The organism is Streptomyces sp. NPDC033845, assembly GCF_055576225.1.
Genome location: NZ_JBVIRI010000010.1, coordinates 120825 through 133824, shown reverse-complemented (window position 1 = coordinate 133824; position 13000 = coordinate 120825). Strand labels below are relative to the sequence as shown.

Annotated in this window: 10 protein-coding genes and 2 pseudogenes; 7 read left to right on the top strand and 5 right to left on the bottom strand. The window is 73.8% G+C overall.

Translation table 11 applies throughout. The features are described from left to right. Nucleotides 1-51 precede the first annotated feature (51 nt). Complete coding sequence (locus ACZ50K_RS22270) at nt 52-957, bottom strand: 5'-3' exonuclease (protein WP_468906012.1); 906 nt, start codon at nt 955-957, stop codon at nt 52-54. A 287-nt stretch (nt 958-1244) separates the two neighbouring features. On the opposite strand from ACZ50K_RS22270, the gene ACZ50K_RS22265 reads away from it, so the two are divergent. Together ACZ50K_RS22265 and ACZ50K_RS22260 are read left to right on the top strand one after the other, a co-directional pair. Next, entirely contained in the window at nt 1245-1838 is a 594-nt protein-coding gene (locus tag ACZ50K_RS22265; protein ID WP_468905674.1) for a helix-turn-helix domain-containing protein, read from the top strand. A gap of 5 nt (nt 1839-1843) precedes the next feature. Further along, nucleotides 1844-2567, top strand: a pseudogene (locus ACZ50K_RS22260) (helical backbone metal receptor). Nucleotides 2568-2638: 71 nt separating this feature from the next. Here ACZ50K_RS22260 and ACZ50K_RS22255 read toward each other — a convergent pair. Next, nucleotides 2639-3751, bottom strand: coding sequence for a TDT family transporter (locus ACZ50K_RS22255; RefSeq protein ID WP_468905671.1), 1113 nt, complete (start codon nt 3749-3751; stop codon nt 2639-2641). Between the two features lie 70 nt (nt 3752-3821). On the opposite strand from ACZ50K_RS22255, the pseudogene ACZ50K_RS22250 reads away from it, so the two are divergent. Next, nucleotides 3822-4759 (top strand): annotated as a pseudogene (locus tag ACZ50K_RS22250) (LysR substrate-binding domain-containing protein). A gap of 106 nt (nt 4760-4865) precedes the next feature. Here the strand turns inward: ACZ50K_RS22250 and ACZ50K_RS22245 are convergent. The 3 genes from ACZ50K_RS22245 to ACZ50K_RS22235 form a co-directional block, all read right to left on the bottom strand. Further along, a complete protein-coding gene (locus ACZ50K_RS22245) occupies nt 4866-5567 on the bottom strand; it encodes a gamma-glutamyl-gamma-aminobutyrate hydrolase family protein (protein WP_468905669.1) in 702 nt (233 codons plus the stop codon). Between the two features lie 27 nt (nt 5568-5594). Further along, complete coding sequence (eat, locus tag ACZ50K_RS22240; protein ID WP_468905667.1) at nt 5595-7052, bottom strand: ethanolamine permease; 1458 nt, start codon at nt 7050-7052, stop codon at nt 5595-5597. Nucleotides 7053-7199: 147 nt separating this feature from the next. Next, a complete protein-coding gene (locus ACZ50K_RS22235) occupies nt 7200-7955 on the bottom strand; it encodes a FadR/GntR family transcriptional regulator (protein ID WP_468905664.1) in 756 nt (251 codons plus the stop codon). A 101-nt stretch (nt 7956-8056) separates the two neighbouring features. On the opposite strand from ACZ50K_RS22235, the gene ACZ50K_RS22230 reads away from it, so the two are divergent. The 4 genes from ACZ50K_RS22230 (at nt 8057) to ACZ50K_RS22215 (ending at nt 12997) form a co-directional block, all read left to right on the top strand. Next, nucleotides 8057-9421: a glutamine synthetase family protein gene (locus ACZ50K_RS22230; protein WP_468905661.1), complete on the top strand. Its 1365-nt coding sequence runs from the start codon at nt 8057-8059 to the stop codon at nt 9419-9421. Between the two features lie 9 nt (nt 9422-9430). Then, a complete protein-coding gene (locus ACZ50K_RS22225; RefSeq protein WP_468905658.1) occupies nt 9431-10816 on the top strand; it encodes an aldehyde dehydrogenase family protein in 1386 nt (461 codons plus the stop codon). 26 nt (nt 10817-10842) lie between these two features. After that, on the top strand, nt 10843-11625 hold the full coding sequence (locus tag ACZ50K_RS22220) for a 3-oxoacyl-ACP reductase (RefSeq protein ID WP_468906010.1): 783 nt from the start codon (nt 10843-10845) through the stop codon (nt 11623-11625). A gap of 94 nt (nt 11626-11719) precedes the next feature. Then, a complete protein-coding gene (locus tag ACZ50K_RS22215) occupies nt 11720-12997 on the top strand; it encodes an HAD family hydrolase (RefSeq protein ID WP_468905655.1) in 1278 nt (425 codons plus the stop codon). Nucleotides 12998-13000: the final 3 nt, after the last annotated feature.

Below are 13000 nucleotides of genomic sequence, written 5' to 3'. Positions count from 1 at the left end.
TCCCCTGACTCCCCAATGAAAACTTAGGATTGCCTAAGTTAAGTTAGCACCTCATGAGCGCAAGGTGGTGCTCAGACGGGAAACTGATCCACCAAGACCCCACTGGTGGACCAACGCGTCGACCACTTCCGGGTGAGCCGGGGCGGCCGGCAGCGCCGGATCGAACTCCGGCAGCGGGACGTCGGTGGCCACCTTGACCACCGTGGGCGCGACCGCGACATAGGGCCGGGCCTCGTCCAGCCGCTTGCGCTGGGAAGGGGTCAGCCTGGACGCGGGGTCGTCCACCGCTGCCATGATCCCGGCCAGGTCGCCATAGGCGGCCAGGAGCTTCGCCGCGGTCTTCTCGCCGATCCCCGGGACCCCGGGCAGTCCGTCGCTCGGGTCCCCGCGCAGCAGCGCCAGGTCCGCGTATCCGGGGCCGTCGACCCCGTACTTCTCGCGGAGCAGGGCTTCGTCCGTCACCTGGAGTGTGCCCACTCCCTTGACCGGGTAAAGCACCCGCCGCCCCCGGGCGTCGTCCACCAGCTGGTAGAGGTCCCGGTCGCCGGTGACGATGTCCACCGGCCCGGTGGCCCGCGCGGTCAGGGTGCCGATCACATCGTCCGCCTCGTAGCCGGCCACCCCGACCCGGGCGATCCCGAAGGCGTCCAGCGCCGCCTCGATGATCGGCACCTGCGGGGCCAGGGTGTCCGGGGTCTCCTCCTCGTCCGGACCCGACTCGGTCTCCACGGCCACCCGGTGTGCTTTGTAGGAGGGGATCAGCTCCACCCGCCAGTGCGGCCGCCAGTCCGCGTCCATACAGGCCACCAGATCGTCCGGACGGTGGTCCTGCACCAGCCGGGCGATCATGTCCAGCAGCCCGCGGACGGCGTTCACCGGAGTGCCGTCCGGGGCCTTCACGGAGTCCGGGACGCCGAAGTAGGCGCGGTAGTAGAGGGAGGCGGTGTCGAGGAGCATCAGCCGGCGCGGGGTCACTGGGTTCATGGGGCCGATGATGCCGTACCCCGCCCGGTGCGCCGGGTGCGCCCGCCGGTCCCTCCGTGCGCCCGCGGGCCCACTTGTGCGCGCCGACGTCCGGGAATGGTCGGGATCCGCTCGGGGAATGCTCGGGAACGCCCGGGAGACGCCGGATCCGCTGCGCGGAGCCCGCAGGTCCGCTGGTGCGCGAGAAACCGCGGGCGGATGCTGCGTAAGGTGCTTACAGCACACCGATGTGCGACGGACAAGGGGAGGGCAGCCCCGCGATGGACGACAGGGAAAAAGAAAAGGACGCCAAGGAAACGCTCCGGGTGGGCGTGGCCGTGCGCAAGCGGCGACGCGCGCTCGGGCTGACGCTGGCCGCGGTCGCGGGTCGCAGCGGACTCTCGGTGCCCTTCCTCAGTCAGATAGAGAACGAGCGGGCGCGCCCCAGCATGCGCTCGCTGGAGCGGGTCGCGGACGCGCTGGAGACCACGGCCGTGGAGCTCCTCGCCGCCTCCGACACCGCCCGCACGGTGGACCTGGTCCGGGCGGCCGAGGCCGGCGGGCTGGAACCGGTGGCCGGGGTGCGCCCGCTGGTCCGCGGGCACCACCAGCTGCACGCGCTGGAGTTCACCGGGGACCAGGACGCGGGCCGCGAGTACCAGCACCGCAACGACGAGCTCATGTACGTGGTGGCCGGCGCCTGCCAGGTGGAGGCCGAAGGACGCGCCTACCGGCTGGAGAGCGGGGACGCGCTGTTCCTGTCCGGCGGGGTCCGGCACCGCTGGCGGGCCGCCGGCGAGGACACCCGGATCCTGGTGGTGGCCGTCGGCGAGCACATCCTGGCCACCGCCGAGCCGCCCTCCCCGGGGCACTGACCGCGGTGCGGGTGGTCTCGCTGGTGCCCTCGCTGACCGAGGCGGTGGCGGAGTCCGCCCCCGGACTGCTGGTCGGGGCCACCGACTGGTGCACGCACCCGCCGGGCCTCACGGAGGCCGGCGTGGTCCGGGTCGGCGGCACCAAGAACCCCGACCTGGCGGCGGTCACCGCACTGCGCCCCGATCTGGTGGTCGCCAACGAGGAGGAGAACCGGGCCCCCGACCTCGCGGCGCTGCGGGCGGCCGGGGCGGAGGTGCTGGTGACCGAGGTCCGGAGCCTGCCGCAGGCCTTCGTCGAACTGGACCGGCTGCTGACCGGAGCCCTGGGACTGGCCCGCCCCGGCCTGGCTGGACGCCGCCGAGGAGGCCTGGGCCCGGGTGCTGCCGGCCGCCGAGCGGACCGCCTTCGTACCGGTCTGGCGGCGGCCCTGGATGGTCCTGGGCCGGGACACCTTCGCCGGGGACCTGCTCGCCCGGCTGGGGGTGCGGAACGCCTACGCCGGACACCCGGAGCGCTACCCGAGGGTGCCGGCGGCCGAACTCGCCGGATCCGGGTGCGATCTGGTGGTGTTCCCCGACGAGCCCTACCGGTTCACCGCCGAGGACGGCCCCGAGGCCTTTCCCGGACTGCCCGCGGCCCTGGTCGACGGCCGCAGTCTGACCTGGTACGGCCCCTCCCTCGCCGACGCCCCGGCCGTCCTGTCGGCGGCCCTGCGGGCGGCCGGCTGACCCCCGCCGTGTCCGGTCGGCCGGTACGGGCGGCGCGTACCTACGGTCCAGCGGGTGCGTGTGCGGGGGGCTCAGGGGGTACGGGGCAGCAGCCGGCCGGCGGCCAGTCCGCGCAGGGTGTGCGCGGCGGCGGCCAGCCAGGCCACCAGCAGCGCGGCGAACAGCAGCGCGGCCAGCCAGGCGAAGGCCTGGAGACCGGTGTGCCGGGCCAGCCCGGCCGCCCCGGTGACACAGGTGCCCACCGGGAAGGTCAGCGCCCACCAGGTCATGGCGAACCCCATGCCGTTCCGGGCGGCCCGCACCAGCATCGCCCCGGCCAGCGCCAGCCACAGCAGCGCGAACCCCATCACCGGCACCCCGTAGACCACGGCGAAGGCGCCCAGCGCGCCCGCGTAGGGGGCGCCGATGGCCTGCGGGGCCACGTCGGCCAGCTGGTTCACGGCGGTGGTGGACTGGCCGAGCGGCCCGAGCACCAGGAACAGGGTGGGGGTCAGGGCCAGCGGCAGCGGGCCGCCGACGACCAGCCGGCCGAACACCAGGGGCAGCATCAGCAGGGTGGCCAGCAGGCTCAGCCCGAACATGGCGTAGCAGGCGAGCAGCAGGGCCTCCCGGGCCTGCCCGGCGGGCAGGTGGGGTATGAGCAGCGGGCCCACGGCGGCGGACACCATCGGGGCGACCAGCGGCAGCAGCCAGACCGGGGTGGCCTGGGAGGGTTCGACCTTGTGCCGGACCACCATCAGATAGGGCACCACGACGGCCATCAGCAGGCCGACGGCGGTGCCCGCGGTGAACAGCACCGCGTCCACGGCCACCGCGGCGGGCTCCCCGATCACGTCCTTGCCGACGATCAGGGTGCCCGCGCCGACGGCCAGCAGGGCCATCGACAGACAGCCGTAGAAGGGGGCCACGGCCGGGTCCAGCAGATGGGCGCGGGCCTGGTCGCGGTGGCGCAGCCAGTGCCCGGAGCGGGCGGTCAGCACCAGGAGCAGCACCAGGAAGGACAGCCCCCACACCAGCCGGCAGGCCACCCGCTGGCCGGGCAGCTGGTACGGCAGGGTGGCGCCCGCGTTGGCGATGATCGCCGTGCCCATCACCGAGGCGTACCAGTTCGGGCCCAGGTGCCGCAGGGCGGGCAGGGCGAGGTACCGGGGGCGGAGCTGCTGCGGTTGCGCGAGGGTGGCCATGACCCCAGCCTCCGCCCGGGCCGGTCCGGGCGGCAGAGGTCATCTTCCTATGAGGCCATAAGCTGGATTTATGTCTGAACGGGTGGAGCATACGAATCCGGACGCCGCCCCGGGGCCGCTGTCGCACCGGGTGCCCGATCTGGGGGCGCTGGAGCTGCTGCTGGCGGTGGCCCGGGTCGGCAGCCTGGGCGGTGCCGCCCGCCACCTGGGCATCACCCAGCCCGCCGCGAGCAGCCGGATCCGGGCCATGGAGGCCCGGCTGGGCGTGGCCCTGGTGGACCGGTCCCCGCGCGGTTCCACCCTCACCGCGGAGGGCGCGCTGGTCACCGACTGGGCCCGGCGGATCGTGGACGCCGCGGAGGCCTTCGACGCGGGCGCGCAGGCGCTGCGCGGCCGGCGCGACTCCTGCGGGTGGCCGCGAGCATGACCATCGCCGAGTACCTGCTGCCGGGCTGGCTGATCGCGCTGCGCGCGGAGCGCCCGGACACGGCGGTGTCGCTCCAGGCGGGGAACTCGGCGACGGTGGCCGAGCGGGTGCTGGCGCACGAGGCGGACCTGGGCTTCGTGGAGGGCCTGGCGGTACCGGACGGGCTGACGGCCGCCGTCATCGCCCGGGACCGGCTGGTGGTGGCGGTGGCCCCGACCCATCCCTGGGCCCGCCGGTCCGCGCCGGTGCCGGCGGCCGAGCTGGCCGCGGCCCCGCTGATCCTCCGGGAGTACGGCTCGGGCACCCGCCAGGTGCTGGACGCGGCCCTGGCGCCGGCCGGCGGCCTGGCCGCGCCGCTGCTGGAGCTGGCCTCCACCACCGCGGTGAAGGCGGCGGCGCTGAGCGGGGCGGGCCCCTGTGTGCTGTCGGAGCTGTCGCTGGTGGACGAGCTGGCCTCGCGCCGGCTGGTGGAGGTGCCGGTGGCCGACACCGACCTCACCCGGGCCCTGCGGGCCGTGTGGCCGGCCGGCACCCGCCCGGCCGGCCCGGCCCGCGACCTGCTCTCCCTGACCCGGGGCTGACCCGGGCAGCCCCCGGGGGGGCCGGGACAGCCGACCGCGGCCGGCCCGGCCCGCGATCTGCTCTCCCCGGCCCGGGGCTGAACCGGGCATCCCCCGGGGGCCCGGGTCAGCCGACCGGGACCAGGGCTCCCGCGGCGGCCCGGACCAGGCCGGCCATCACCCGGGTGTCCGTGTCGCGTTCCGGGTGCCACTGGACGCCCAGCACCCAGGCGCCGTCCGGTGTCTCCACCGCTTCCACGGTCCCGTCCAGCGCGCGGGCGCAGACCACCAGGCCGTCGCCGAGCCGGTCCACCGCCTGGTGGTGGTAGGTCGGCACCTGGGCCTCCTCCGGCACCAGCTCCGCGTACCGGCTGCCCGGCACCGGGCGGACCGGGTGGCGGGTCATCTCGCCGCCGCCCGCCGAATGCCCGTCCAGGTGCTGGACCAGGGTGCCGCCCAGGGCCACGTTGAGGGCCTGCATGCCCCGGCAGACCCCGAGCAGCGGGGTGCCGGAGCGCAGCGCGGCCCCGATCAGGGCGAGTTCCCAGGCGTCCCGCTCGGGTTCGCCGGGGCGGGTGCGCGGGTCGGGCTCGGCGCCGTAGCGGGCCGGGTCCAGGTCCGGGCCGCCCGCCACCACCAGGCCGTCCACCCGGGCCAGCACCTCGGCCGCCGCCTCCGGGTCGTCCGGCGGCAGCAGCACGGCCGCGCCGCCGGCCGCCTGGACGAGGCGGTGGTAGCCGGACGGGGTGAGGACCGCGGGCAGGTCCCACACCCCGTAGCGGGTGGAGGGTTCGACGTAGGTGGTGATGCCGATGAGCGGCCTGGGCACGGTGGTTACCTCCGGGGGCGGGACGGGTCAGTCGCGGGTCAGTTCGGCTTCGGCGGCGGCGAGGGCCGCGAACTCCTCCTCGGGGGCCGAGGCCACCAGGTGGTGCCGACTGTAGAACGCGAAGTAGGCGAGGGCGGCCGCGTACACGGCCAGCGCGATGAAGGCGGCGTCCTTGTCGACCAGGAAGGTGGCGACCAGCGCGGACAGGGCCAGGACGAAGGCCACCCCGGAGGTGACCGCGCCGCCCGGGGTGCGGTACGGCCGGTGCAGGCCGGGCTCCCGGCGCCGCAGCACCAGGTGGGACAGCGCCATCAGGGCGTACGAGATGGTGGCGCCGAAGACCGCGATGTTGAGCATCCGGGCGCCGTCGCCGGTGGCCGCGGCGAGCGCGAAACCGAGCGCCCCGGGGATCAGCAGGCCCAGGTAGGGGGCCTTGCGGCGGGAGGTCAGGGACAGGAACCGGGGCAGGTAGCCGGCCCGGGAGAGGGCGAACAGCTGCCGGGACCCCGCGTAGATCAGCGAGAAGAAGGAGGCGACCAGGCCGGCCAGGCCCGCGTAGTTGACGAACCGGGACAGCGCGGTCGGGTCGCCGTCCCCCTCCAGGGCGACGATCAGCGGGTTGCCGGCCTCCTTGATGGCGTCGGCGCCGCGCGCCCCGGTGGCCGCGAAGAAGGTGACCAGGGCGAGCAGGGCCAGCACCCCCATGGAGATGGCCAGGGCCCTGGGCATCGACCGGACCGGGTCCTTGGCCTCCTCGGCGGCCAGCGGCACCCCCTCGACCCCGAGGAAGAACCACATGGCGAACGGGAACGCCGCCCAGATGCCCAGCAGTCCGAAGGGCAGCCAGGAGGAGGAGCCGAAGGCGGCGGGGTCCGCCGGGATGTCGTCCAGCCGGGCCACGCTGAAGTCGGTGAGGGCGCCCACCGCGAAGATCAGCAGGGCGGCCACCGCGATGGCGGTGACCACCAGGGAGAAGCGCAGCGCCTCGCCGACCCCCCACAGGTGCACACCGATGAAGACGACGAAGCAGCCGAGGTAGACCGGCCAGCCGGAGGTGAGGCCGAACAGGCCGAGGGACTCCACGTAGTCGCCGATGAAGATGACGATGGCGGCCGGGGCCAGGATGTACTCGATCAGGATGGCGGTCCCGGTGAGGAAGCCGCCCCAGGGGCCCAGCGCCCGGCGGGCGAAGCCGTAGCCGCCGCCCGCGGTGGGCAGGATCGCGGAGAGTTCGGCCAGCGAGAACACCAGGCAGGCGTACATGGTGCCCATCAGCAGGGTGGCGATCGCCAGTCCGCCGAAGCCGGCCTCGGACAGGCCGATGTTCCAGCCGGAGAAGTCGCCGGAGACGACGTACGCCACGCCGAGGCCGGTCAGCAGCAGCCAGCCGGCGCTGCCGCGCCGCAGGGTGCGGCGTTCCAGATAGGTGGATTCGGGAGAGGGTGCCGGGGATGCGGGTGGCGGGGATACGGTGTCGTCGGCCATGTGCGGGCGCTCCTGCCTCGGATGCCTCAGGGCAAAGGTTTTGGGGCGTACCTTTGCGCCAGTCGGGTGGACCGCGCAAGACCCGTGCGTTAAACGGCGGTAACGAACTCCTCCCCGCGGTCCCCCGCGGTCTCCTTCCGGCGGGCCTCAGGCCAGGAACCCGCGCAGCAGGGCCGCCGTGCCGCAGCAGTGCTCCCGCATCGCCTCGCGGGCGCCCGGGGCGTCCCGGTCCAGCACCGCGGCCACCAGGGCGGTGTGCTGCTGCTGGGAGTGTTCGAGGTTGCGCACCAGCAGCGGTATGCAGTCCAGCAGGTCGTTGACGGTGGCCCGGACCGCCGCGTACTGGGCGGTGAGGCTGGCGGAGCCGGCGAGTTCGCACAGGGTGAGGTGGAACAGGGTGTCCTGGCGGCGGTACTCGCCGAGCGGGGCGTCATGGGTGGCCGCCAGCGCGGCCCGCAGCCGGCCGGCCGCGGGCCCGGTCAGCCCCTGGGAGGCGCACAGCCCGGCCGCGCCGACCTCCAGCACCTCGCGGAAGCGCAGCGCGTCCTCGATGTCCACCCCGGCGACCCGGCGGCGCAGTTCGGCCTCGGCCCCCTCGGCCGGGGTGTCCGGGCGGGCCAGCACGAAGGTGCCGCCGTACCGGCCGCGCCGGGCCTCCACCAGCCCCTGGTCCTGGAGCACCTTCAGCACCTCGCGCAGGGTCACCCGGCTGATCCCCAGCCGCTCGGCGAGCTCCCGTTCGGCCGGCAGCCGCTCCCCGGCAGGCACCAGGCCCAGCCGCACCACCTGGAGGATCTGCTCCAGCGCCTCCTCGAAACCGTTGCCCGCCCGCACCTGGCGCAGCACCGGGGCGAGCCACCCGGTGGTGCCGCCCGGCGCGCTGCCCGCCGTACTCCCGGCCATGCCGCCACCTCCCCTTCGGTAGAAGCTTACGGAAACTCTTCCCAAGCAATGGTTCTGTTCAATACCTTAGGCCTCCTCGGCTCACCGAAGGAGAGAATCCCGTGGTAGACCGCAAGCCGCCGCTCGCGCCCGAGGAGCTCCGCGCCCTCGTCGCGAACGGCGAGATCGACACCGTCGTCCTGGCCTTCCCGGACATGCAGGGACGGCTCCAGGGCAAGCGGTTCGCCGCCCAGTTCTTCCTGGACGAGGTCATGGACCACGGCACCGAGGGCTGCAACTACCTCCTGGCCGTCGACACCGACATGAACACCGTCGACGGCTACGAGATGTCCTCCTGGGACCGCGGCTACGGGGACTTCGCCATGCACCCCGACCCGGCCACCCTGCGCCGGGTGCCCTGGAACGCGGGCACCGCCCTGGTCCTGGCCGACCTCGGCTGGAACGACGGCGGCCCGGTCCTCGCCGCCCCCCGGCAGATCCTGCGCCGCCAGCTGGACCGGCTGGCCGGCCTCGGCCTCACCGCCCAGGTCGGCACCGAGCTGGAGTTCATGGTCTTCAAGGACACCTACGAACAGGCCTGGGACTCCGGCTACCGCGGACTCACCCCGGCCAACCAGTACAACATCGACTACTCGGTGCTGGGCACCGGCCGGATCGAACCGCTGCTGCGCCGCATCCGCAACGAGATGCAGGCCGCCGGACTCACCGTCGAGTCCGCCAAGGGGGAGTGCAACCTCGGCCAGCACGAGATCGTCTTCCGCTACGACGAGGCCCTGACCACCTGCGACCAGCACGCCGTCTACAAGACGGGGGCCAAGGAGATCGCCTCCCAGGAGGGCGTCTCGCTCACCTTCATGGCCAAGTACGACGAGCGCGAGGGCAACTCCTGCCACATCCACCTCTCCCTCACCGACGCCGACGGCCACAACGCCATGGCCGGTGACGGCCCGGGCGGAATGTCCGACCTGATGCGCCACTTCCTGGCCGGACAGCTCGCCGCCCTGCGCGACTTCTCCCTTCTCTACGCCCCGAACATCAACTCGTACAAGCGTTTCCGCCCGGGATCCTTCGCACCCACCGCCGTCGCCTGGGGCGTGGACAACCGCACCTGCGCCCTCCGGGTGGTCGGCCACGGCCGCTCCCTCCGCTTCGAGAACCGCCTCCCCGGCGGCGACGTCAACCCCTACCTCGCCGTCGCCGGACTGGTCGCGGCCGGCCTGTACGGGGTGGAGAACCGCCTGGAACTCCCCGAAGCCTGCACCGGCAACGCCTACGCGGCCGACTACGCGCACGTCCCCACCACCCTCCGCGAGGCGGCCGAACTGTGGGAGAACAGCGAGATCGCCAAGGCCGCCTTCGGCCCCGAGGTGGTCGCCCACTACCGCAACATGGCCCGCGTCGAACTCGACGCCTACGACTCCGCGGTGACCGACTGGGAACTGCGCCGCTCCTTCGAACGACTGTGAGGCACTGAAGTGTCCGACGCACCGGCCCCCCTGTCCCTGGAGGTCCTCAACCCGGCCACCGGGGAACTCGTCGCCCTCGTCCCGGCCGCCACACGGGAGGATGTCGACGAGGCCGTCACCCGGGCGGCGGCGGCCCAGCGCGGGTGGGCAGCCGCCGCCCCCGCGGACCGGGCCCGACTGCTGCGCCGCTTCGCCGACCTGGTCGACGGCCACGTCGAGGAACTCGCCCAGCTGGAGGTCCGGGAAGCCGGCCACACCATCGGCAACGCCCGCTGGGAGGCCGGCAACGTCCGCGACCTCCTGGAATTCGCCGCCGGCGGAGTCGAACGGCTCTCCGGCCGGCAGATCCCCGTCCCCGGCGGCATCGACCTCACCTTCCTCGAACCCCTCGGCGTCATCGGGGTCATCGCCCCCTGGAACTTCCCCCTGCCGATCGCCGCCTGGGGCCTGGCCCCGGCACTGGCCGCCGGCAACGCCGTCATCCTCAAACCCGCCGAGACCACCCCCCTCACCGCCCTCCGCCTCGCCGAACTCGCCCGCGAGGCCGGGATCCCCGAACACCTCTTCCAGGTGCTCCCCGGCCACGGCGACACCGCCGGGGACGCCCTGGTGGAACACCCCGGGGTCGCCAAGATCGTCTTCACCGGCTCCACCCGGGTCGGCAAGCAGATCATGGCCAAGTGCTCCGCCCGGGTGAAGCGCCTCACCCTCGAACTCGGCGGCAAGAGCCCCAACATCGTCTTCGCCGACGCCGACCTCGAAGCGGCCGCCGCCACCGCCCCCATGGCCTTCCTCGACAACTCCGGCCAGGACTGCTGCGCCCGCACCCGGATCCTCGTCCAGCGGTCCGCCTACGACCGCTTCCTCGAACTCCTCGCCCCCGGCATCGAGTCGGTGGTGGTCGGCGACCCCGCCGACGAGAAGACCCAGATGGGCCCGCTGATCTCCCGCGCCCAGCTCGACCGGGTCCGGTCCTACGTCCCCGACCCGGGCGCACCCGGCACCGTCACCGGCACCGCCCCCGGGGGACCCGGCTTCTGGTTCCCGCCGACCCTGGTCACCGGAGCGGACCCCACCGCACCCGTGGCCACCGAGGAGGTCTTCGGACCGGTCGCCGTCCTCCTCCCCTTCGAGGACGAGGAGGACGCCGTCCGGCTGGCCAACGCCACCGAGTACGGCCTCTCCGGCTCGCTCTGGACCCGCGACCTCGGCCGCGCCCTGCGGGTCTCGCGGGCCGTCGCCGCCGGCAACCTCTCCGTCAACTCCCACAGCAGCGTCCGCTACTGGACCCCCTTCGGGGGCTACAAGCAGTCGGGGCTCGGCCGCGAGCTCGGCCCCGACGCCCTCACCGCGTTCACCGAGACCAAGAACGTCTTCATCAGCACGGAGGCCTGAACCGCATGACCGACAACGTGACCGCAGTGACCGAAGAAGCCGTCTGCCGCCGACTGGTCGGCCGCACCGCCGTCATCACCGGAGCCGGCAGCGGCATCGGCCTGGCCACCGCCCGCCGGCTCGCCTCCGAAGGCGCCAACGTGGTGTGCGCCGACATCGACGAGACGGCCGGGAAGGCCGCCGCGGAGGAGGTCGGCGGCACCTTCGTCAAGGTGGACGTCACCGACAAGGAACAGGTCGACGCCCTCTTCAAGACGGCCTTCGACACCTATGGATCCGTCGACATCGCCTTCAACAACGCCGGGATCTCGCCCCCCGACGACGACTCCATCCTCACCACCGGACTCGACGCCTGGCGGCGGGTCCAGGATGTCAACCTCACCTCCGTCTACCTCTGCTGCAAGGCCGCCATCCCCTACATGCAGCGCCAGGGCCGCGGCTCCATCATCAACACCGCCTCCTTCGTCGCCATCATGGGCGCCGCCACCTCCCAGATCTCCTACACCGCCTCCAAGGGCGGGGTCCTCGCCATGACCCGCGAACTCGGCGTCCAGTTCGCCCGCGAGGGCATCCGGGTCAACGCCCTCTGCCCCGGCCCGGTCAACACCCCCCTGCTCCAGGAGCTGTTCGCCAAGGACCCGGAGCGGGCCGCCCGCCGACTGGTGCACATCCCGCTCGGCCGGTTCGCCGAACCCACCGAGATCGCCGCCGCCGTGGCCTTCCTCGCCAGCGACGACTCCTCCTTCGTCAACGCCACCGACTTCCTCGTCGACGGCGGCATCTCCGGCGCCTACGTCACCCCGCTGTAGGCCGCCCCCCGGACCGTGCCGGGCCCAGCGACGGGCCCGGCACGGTCCGGCCGTCCGATCCCCGATCCCCCCTCGCGCACTCCGAAGGAGCACGATGCACGGAACGTGGGCGGTCTCCCTCGCCCTCCTGGCCGTCACCGGATCCGGCCTCGCCACCGCCCCGCCGGCCGGAGCCGCCCACCGGCCCTGCGCCCCCGCCACCGTCGGCCCCGGCTGGTACGGGGACAACCAGGCCCGCCTCCAGCAGCTCATCGACCGCTACGGCCACTGCGACCCGCACCGCCCCGCCCGCGCCAAGCCCGTGGCCGTCTTCGACTGGGACAACACCGTCGTCAAGAACGACGTCGGCGACGCCACCATGTTCTGGCTGCTGCGCAACGGCCGGATCCGCCAGCCCGCCGCCCGCGACTGGACCACCACCAGCCGCCACCTCACCCCCGCCGCCGCCCGGGCCCTCGGCACCGTCTGCGGCCCGCTGGCCCGCCCCGGCACCCCGCTGCCCACCGGCACCCCCGAGGGCGCCGGCTGCGCCGACGAGATCCACGCCGTCTACGGCACCGGCGCCACCCGCACCGGTGCCGCCGCCTTCGCCGGCTGGGACCGCCGCACCATGGAACCGGCGTACGCCTGGCTGCCGCAGCTGATGCGGGGCTGGACCGCCCGCGAGATCCGCGGCTTCGCCGCCGCCGCCCGCACCGAGAACCTGGCCGCCCCGGTCGGTGCCGTGCAGCAGGTCGGCACCGGCACCGCCACCGGCTGGGTCCGCTACTACGACCAGCAGCGCGACCTGATCGCCACCCTCCGCAAGGCCGGGTTCGACGTCTGGATCAGCTCCGCCTCCCCGCAGCCCGTGGTGGAGGTCTGGGCCCGCGGCGTCGGCATCGGCGCCGACCGCGTCATCGGCATCCGCAACACCACCACCCGCGACGGCGCCTACACCAGCCGCCTCCAGGGCTGCGGATCCGTCCCGGACGGCGCCGACACGATGATCACCTACATCGACGGCAAGCGCTGCTGGATCAACCAGGAGGTCTACGGGGTCCGCGGCCCGGCCGCCGAACGGGTCCGGCCCGCCGACCGCCGCCAGGTGTTCGCCGCCGGGGACTCCGACACCGACATCTCCTTCCTGCGCGACGCCACCGCCCTCCGGCTGGTCGTCAACCGCAACAAGAACGAGCTCATGTGCCGGGCCTACGACGACGCCGACGGCAAGTGGATCGTGAACCCCATGTTCATCGCGCCCAAGGGGCCCAGGAACGGCCCCTACCCCTGCGCCACCACCGGATACACCGAACGCGACGGCACCGCGGCACCCGTCCGCCGGGCCGACCACAGCGTGATCCCCGACCAGACGGACACCGTGCACGGCTAGTCC

Bases quoted from the DNA above. Each gene is read 5' to 3' on its own strand.
- ACZ50K_RS22270 (WP_468906012.1), bottom strand. From the start codon at position 957: ATGCTCCTCGACACCGCCTCCCTCTACTACCGCGCCTACTTCGGCGTC.
- ACZ50K_RS22265 (WP_468905674.1), top strand. From the start codon at position 1,245: ATGGACGACAGGGAAAAAGAAAAGGACGCCAAGGAAACGCTCCGGGTG.
- ACZ50K_RS22255 (WP_468905671.1), bottom strand. From the start codon at position 3,751: ATGGCCACCCTCGCGCAACCGCAGCAGCTCCGCCCCCGGTACCTCGCC.
- eat (WP_468905667.1), bottom strand. From the start codon at position 7,052: ATGGCCGACGACACCGTATCCCCGCCACCCGCATCCCCGGCACCCTCT.
- ACZ50K_RS22235 (WP_468905664.1), bottom strand. From the start codon at position 7,955: ATGGCCGGGAGTACGGCGGGCAGCGCGCCGGGCGGCACCACCGGGTGG.
- ACZ50K_RS22215 (WP_468905655.1), top strand. From the start codon at position 11,720: ATGCACGGAACGTGGGCGGTCTCCCTCGCCCTCCTGGCCGTCACCGGA.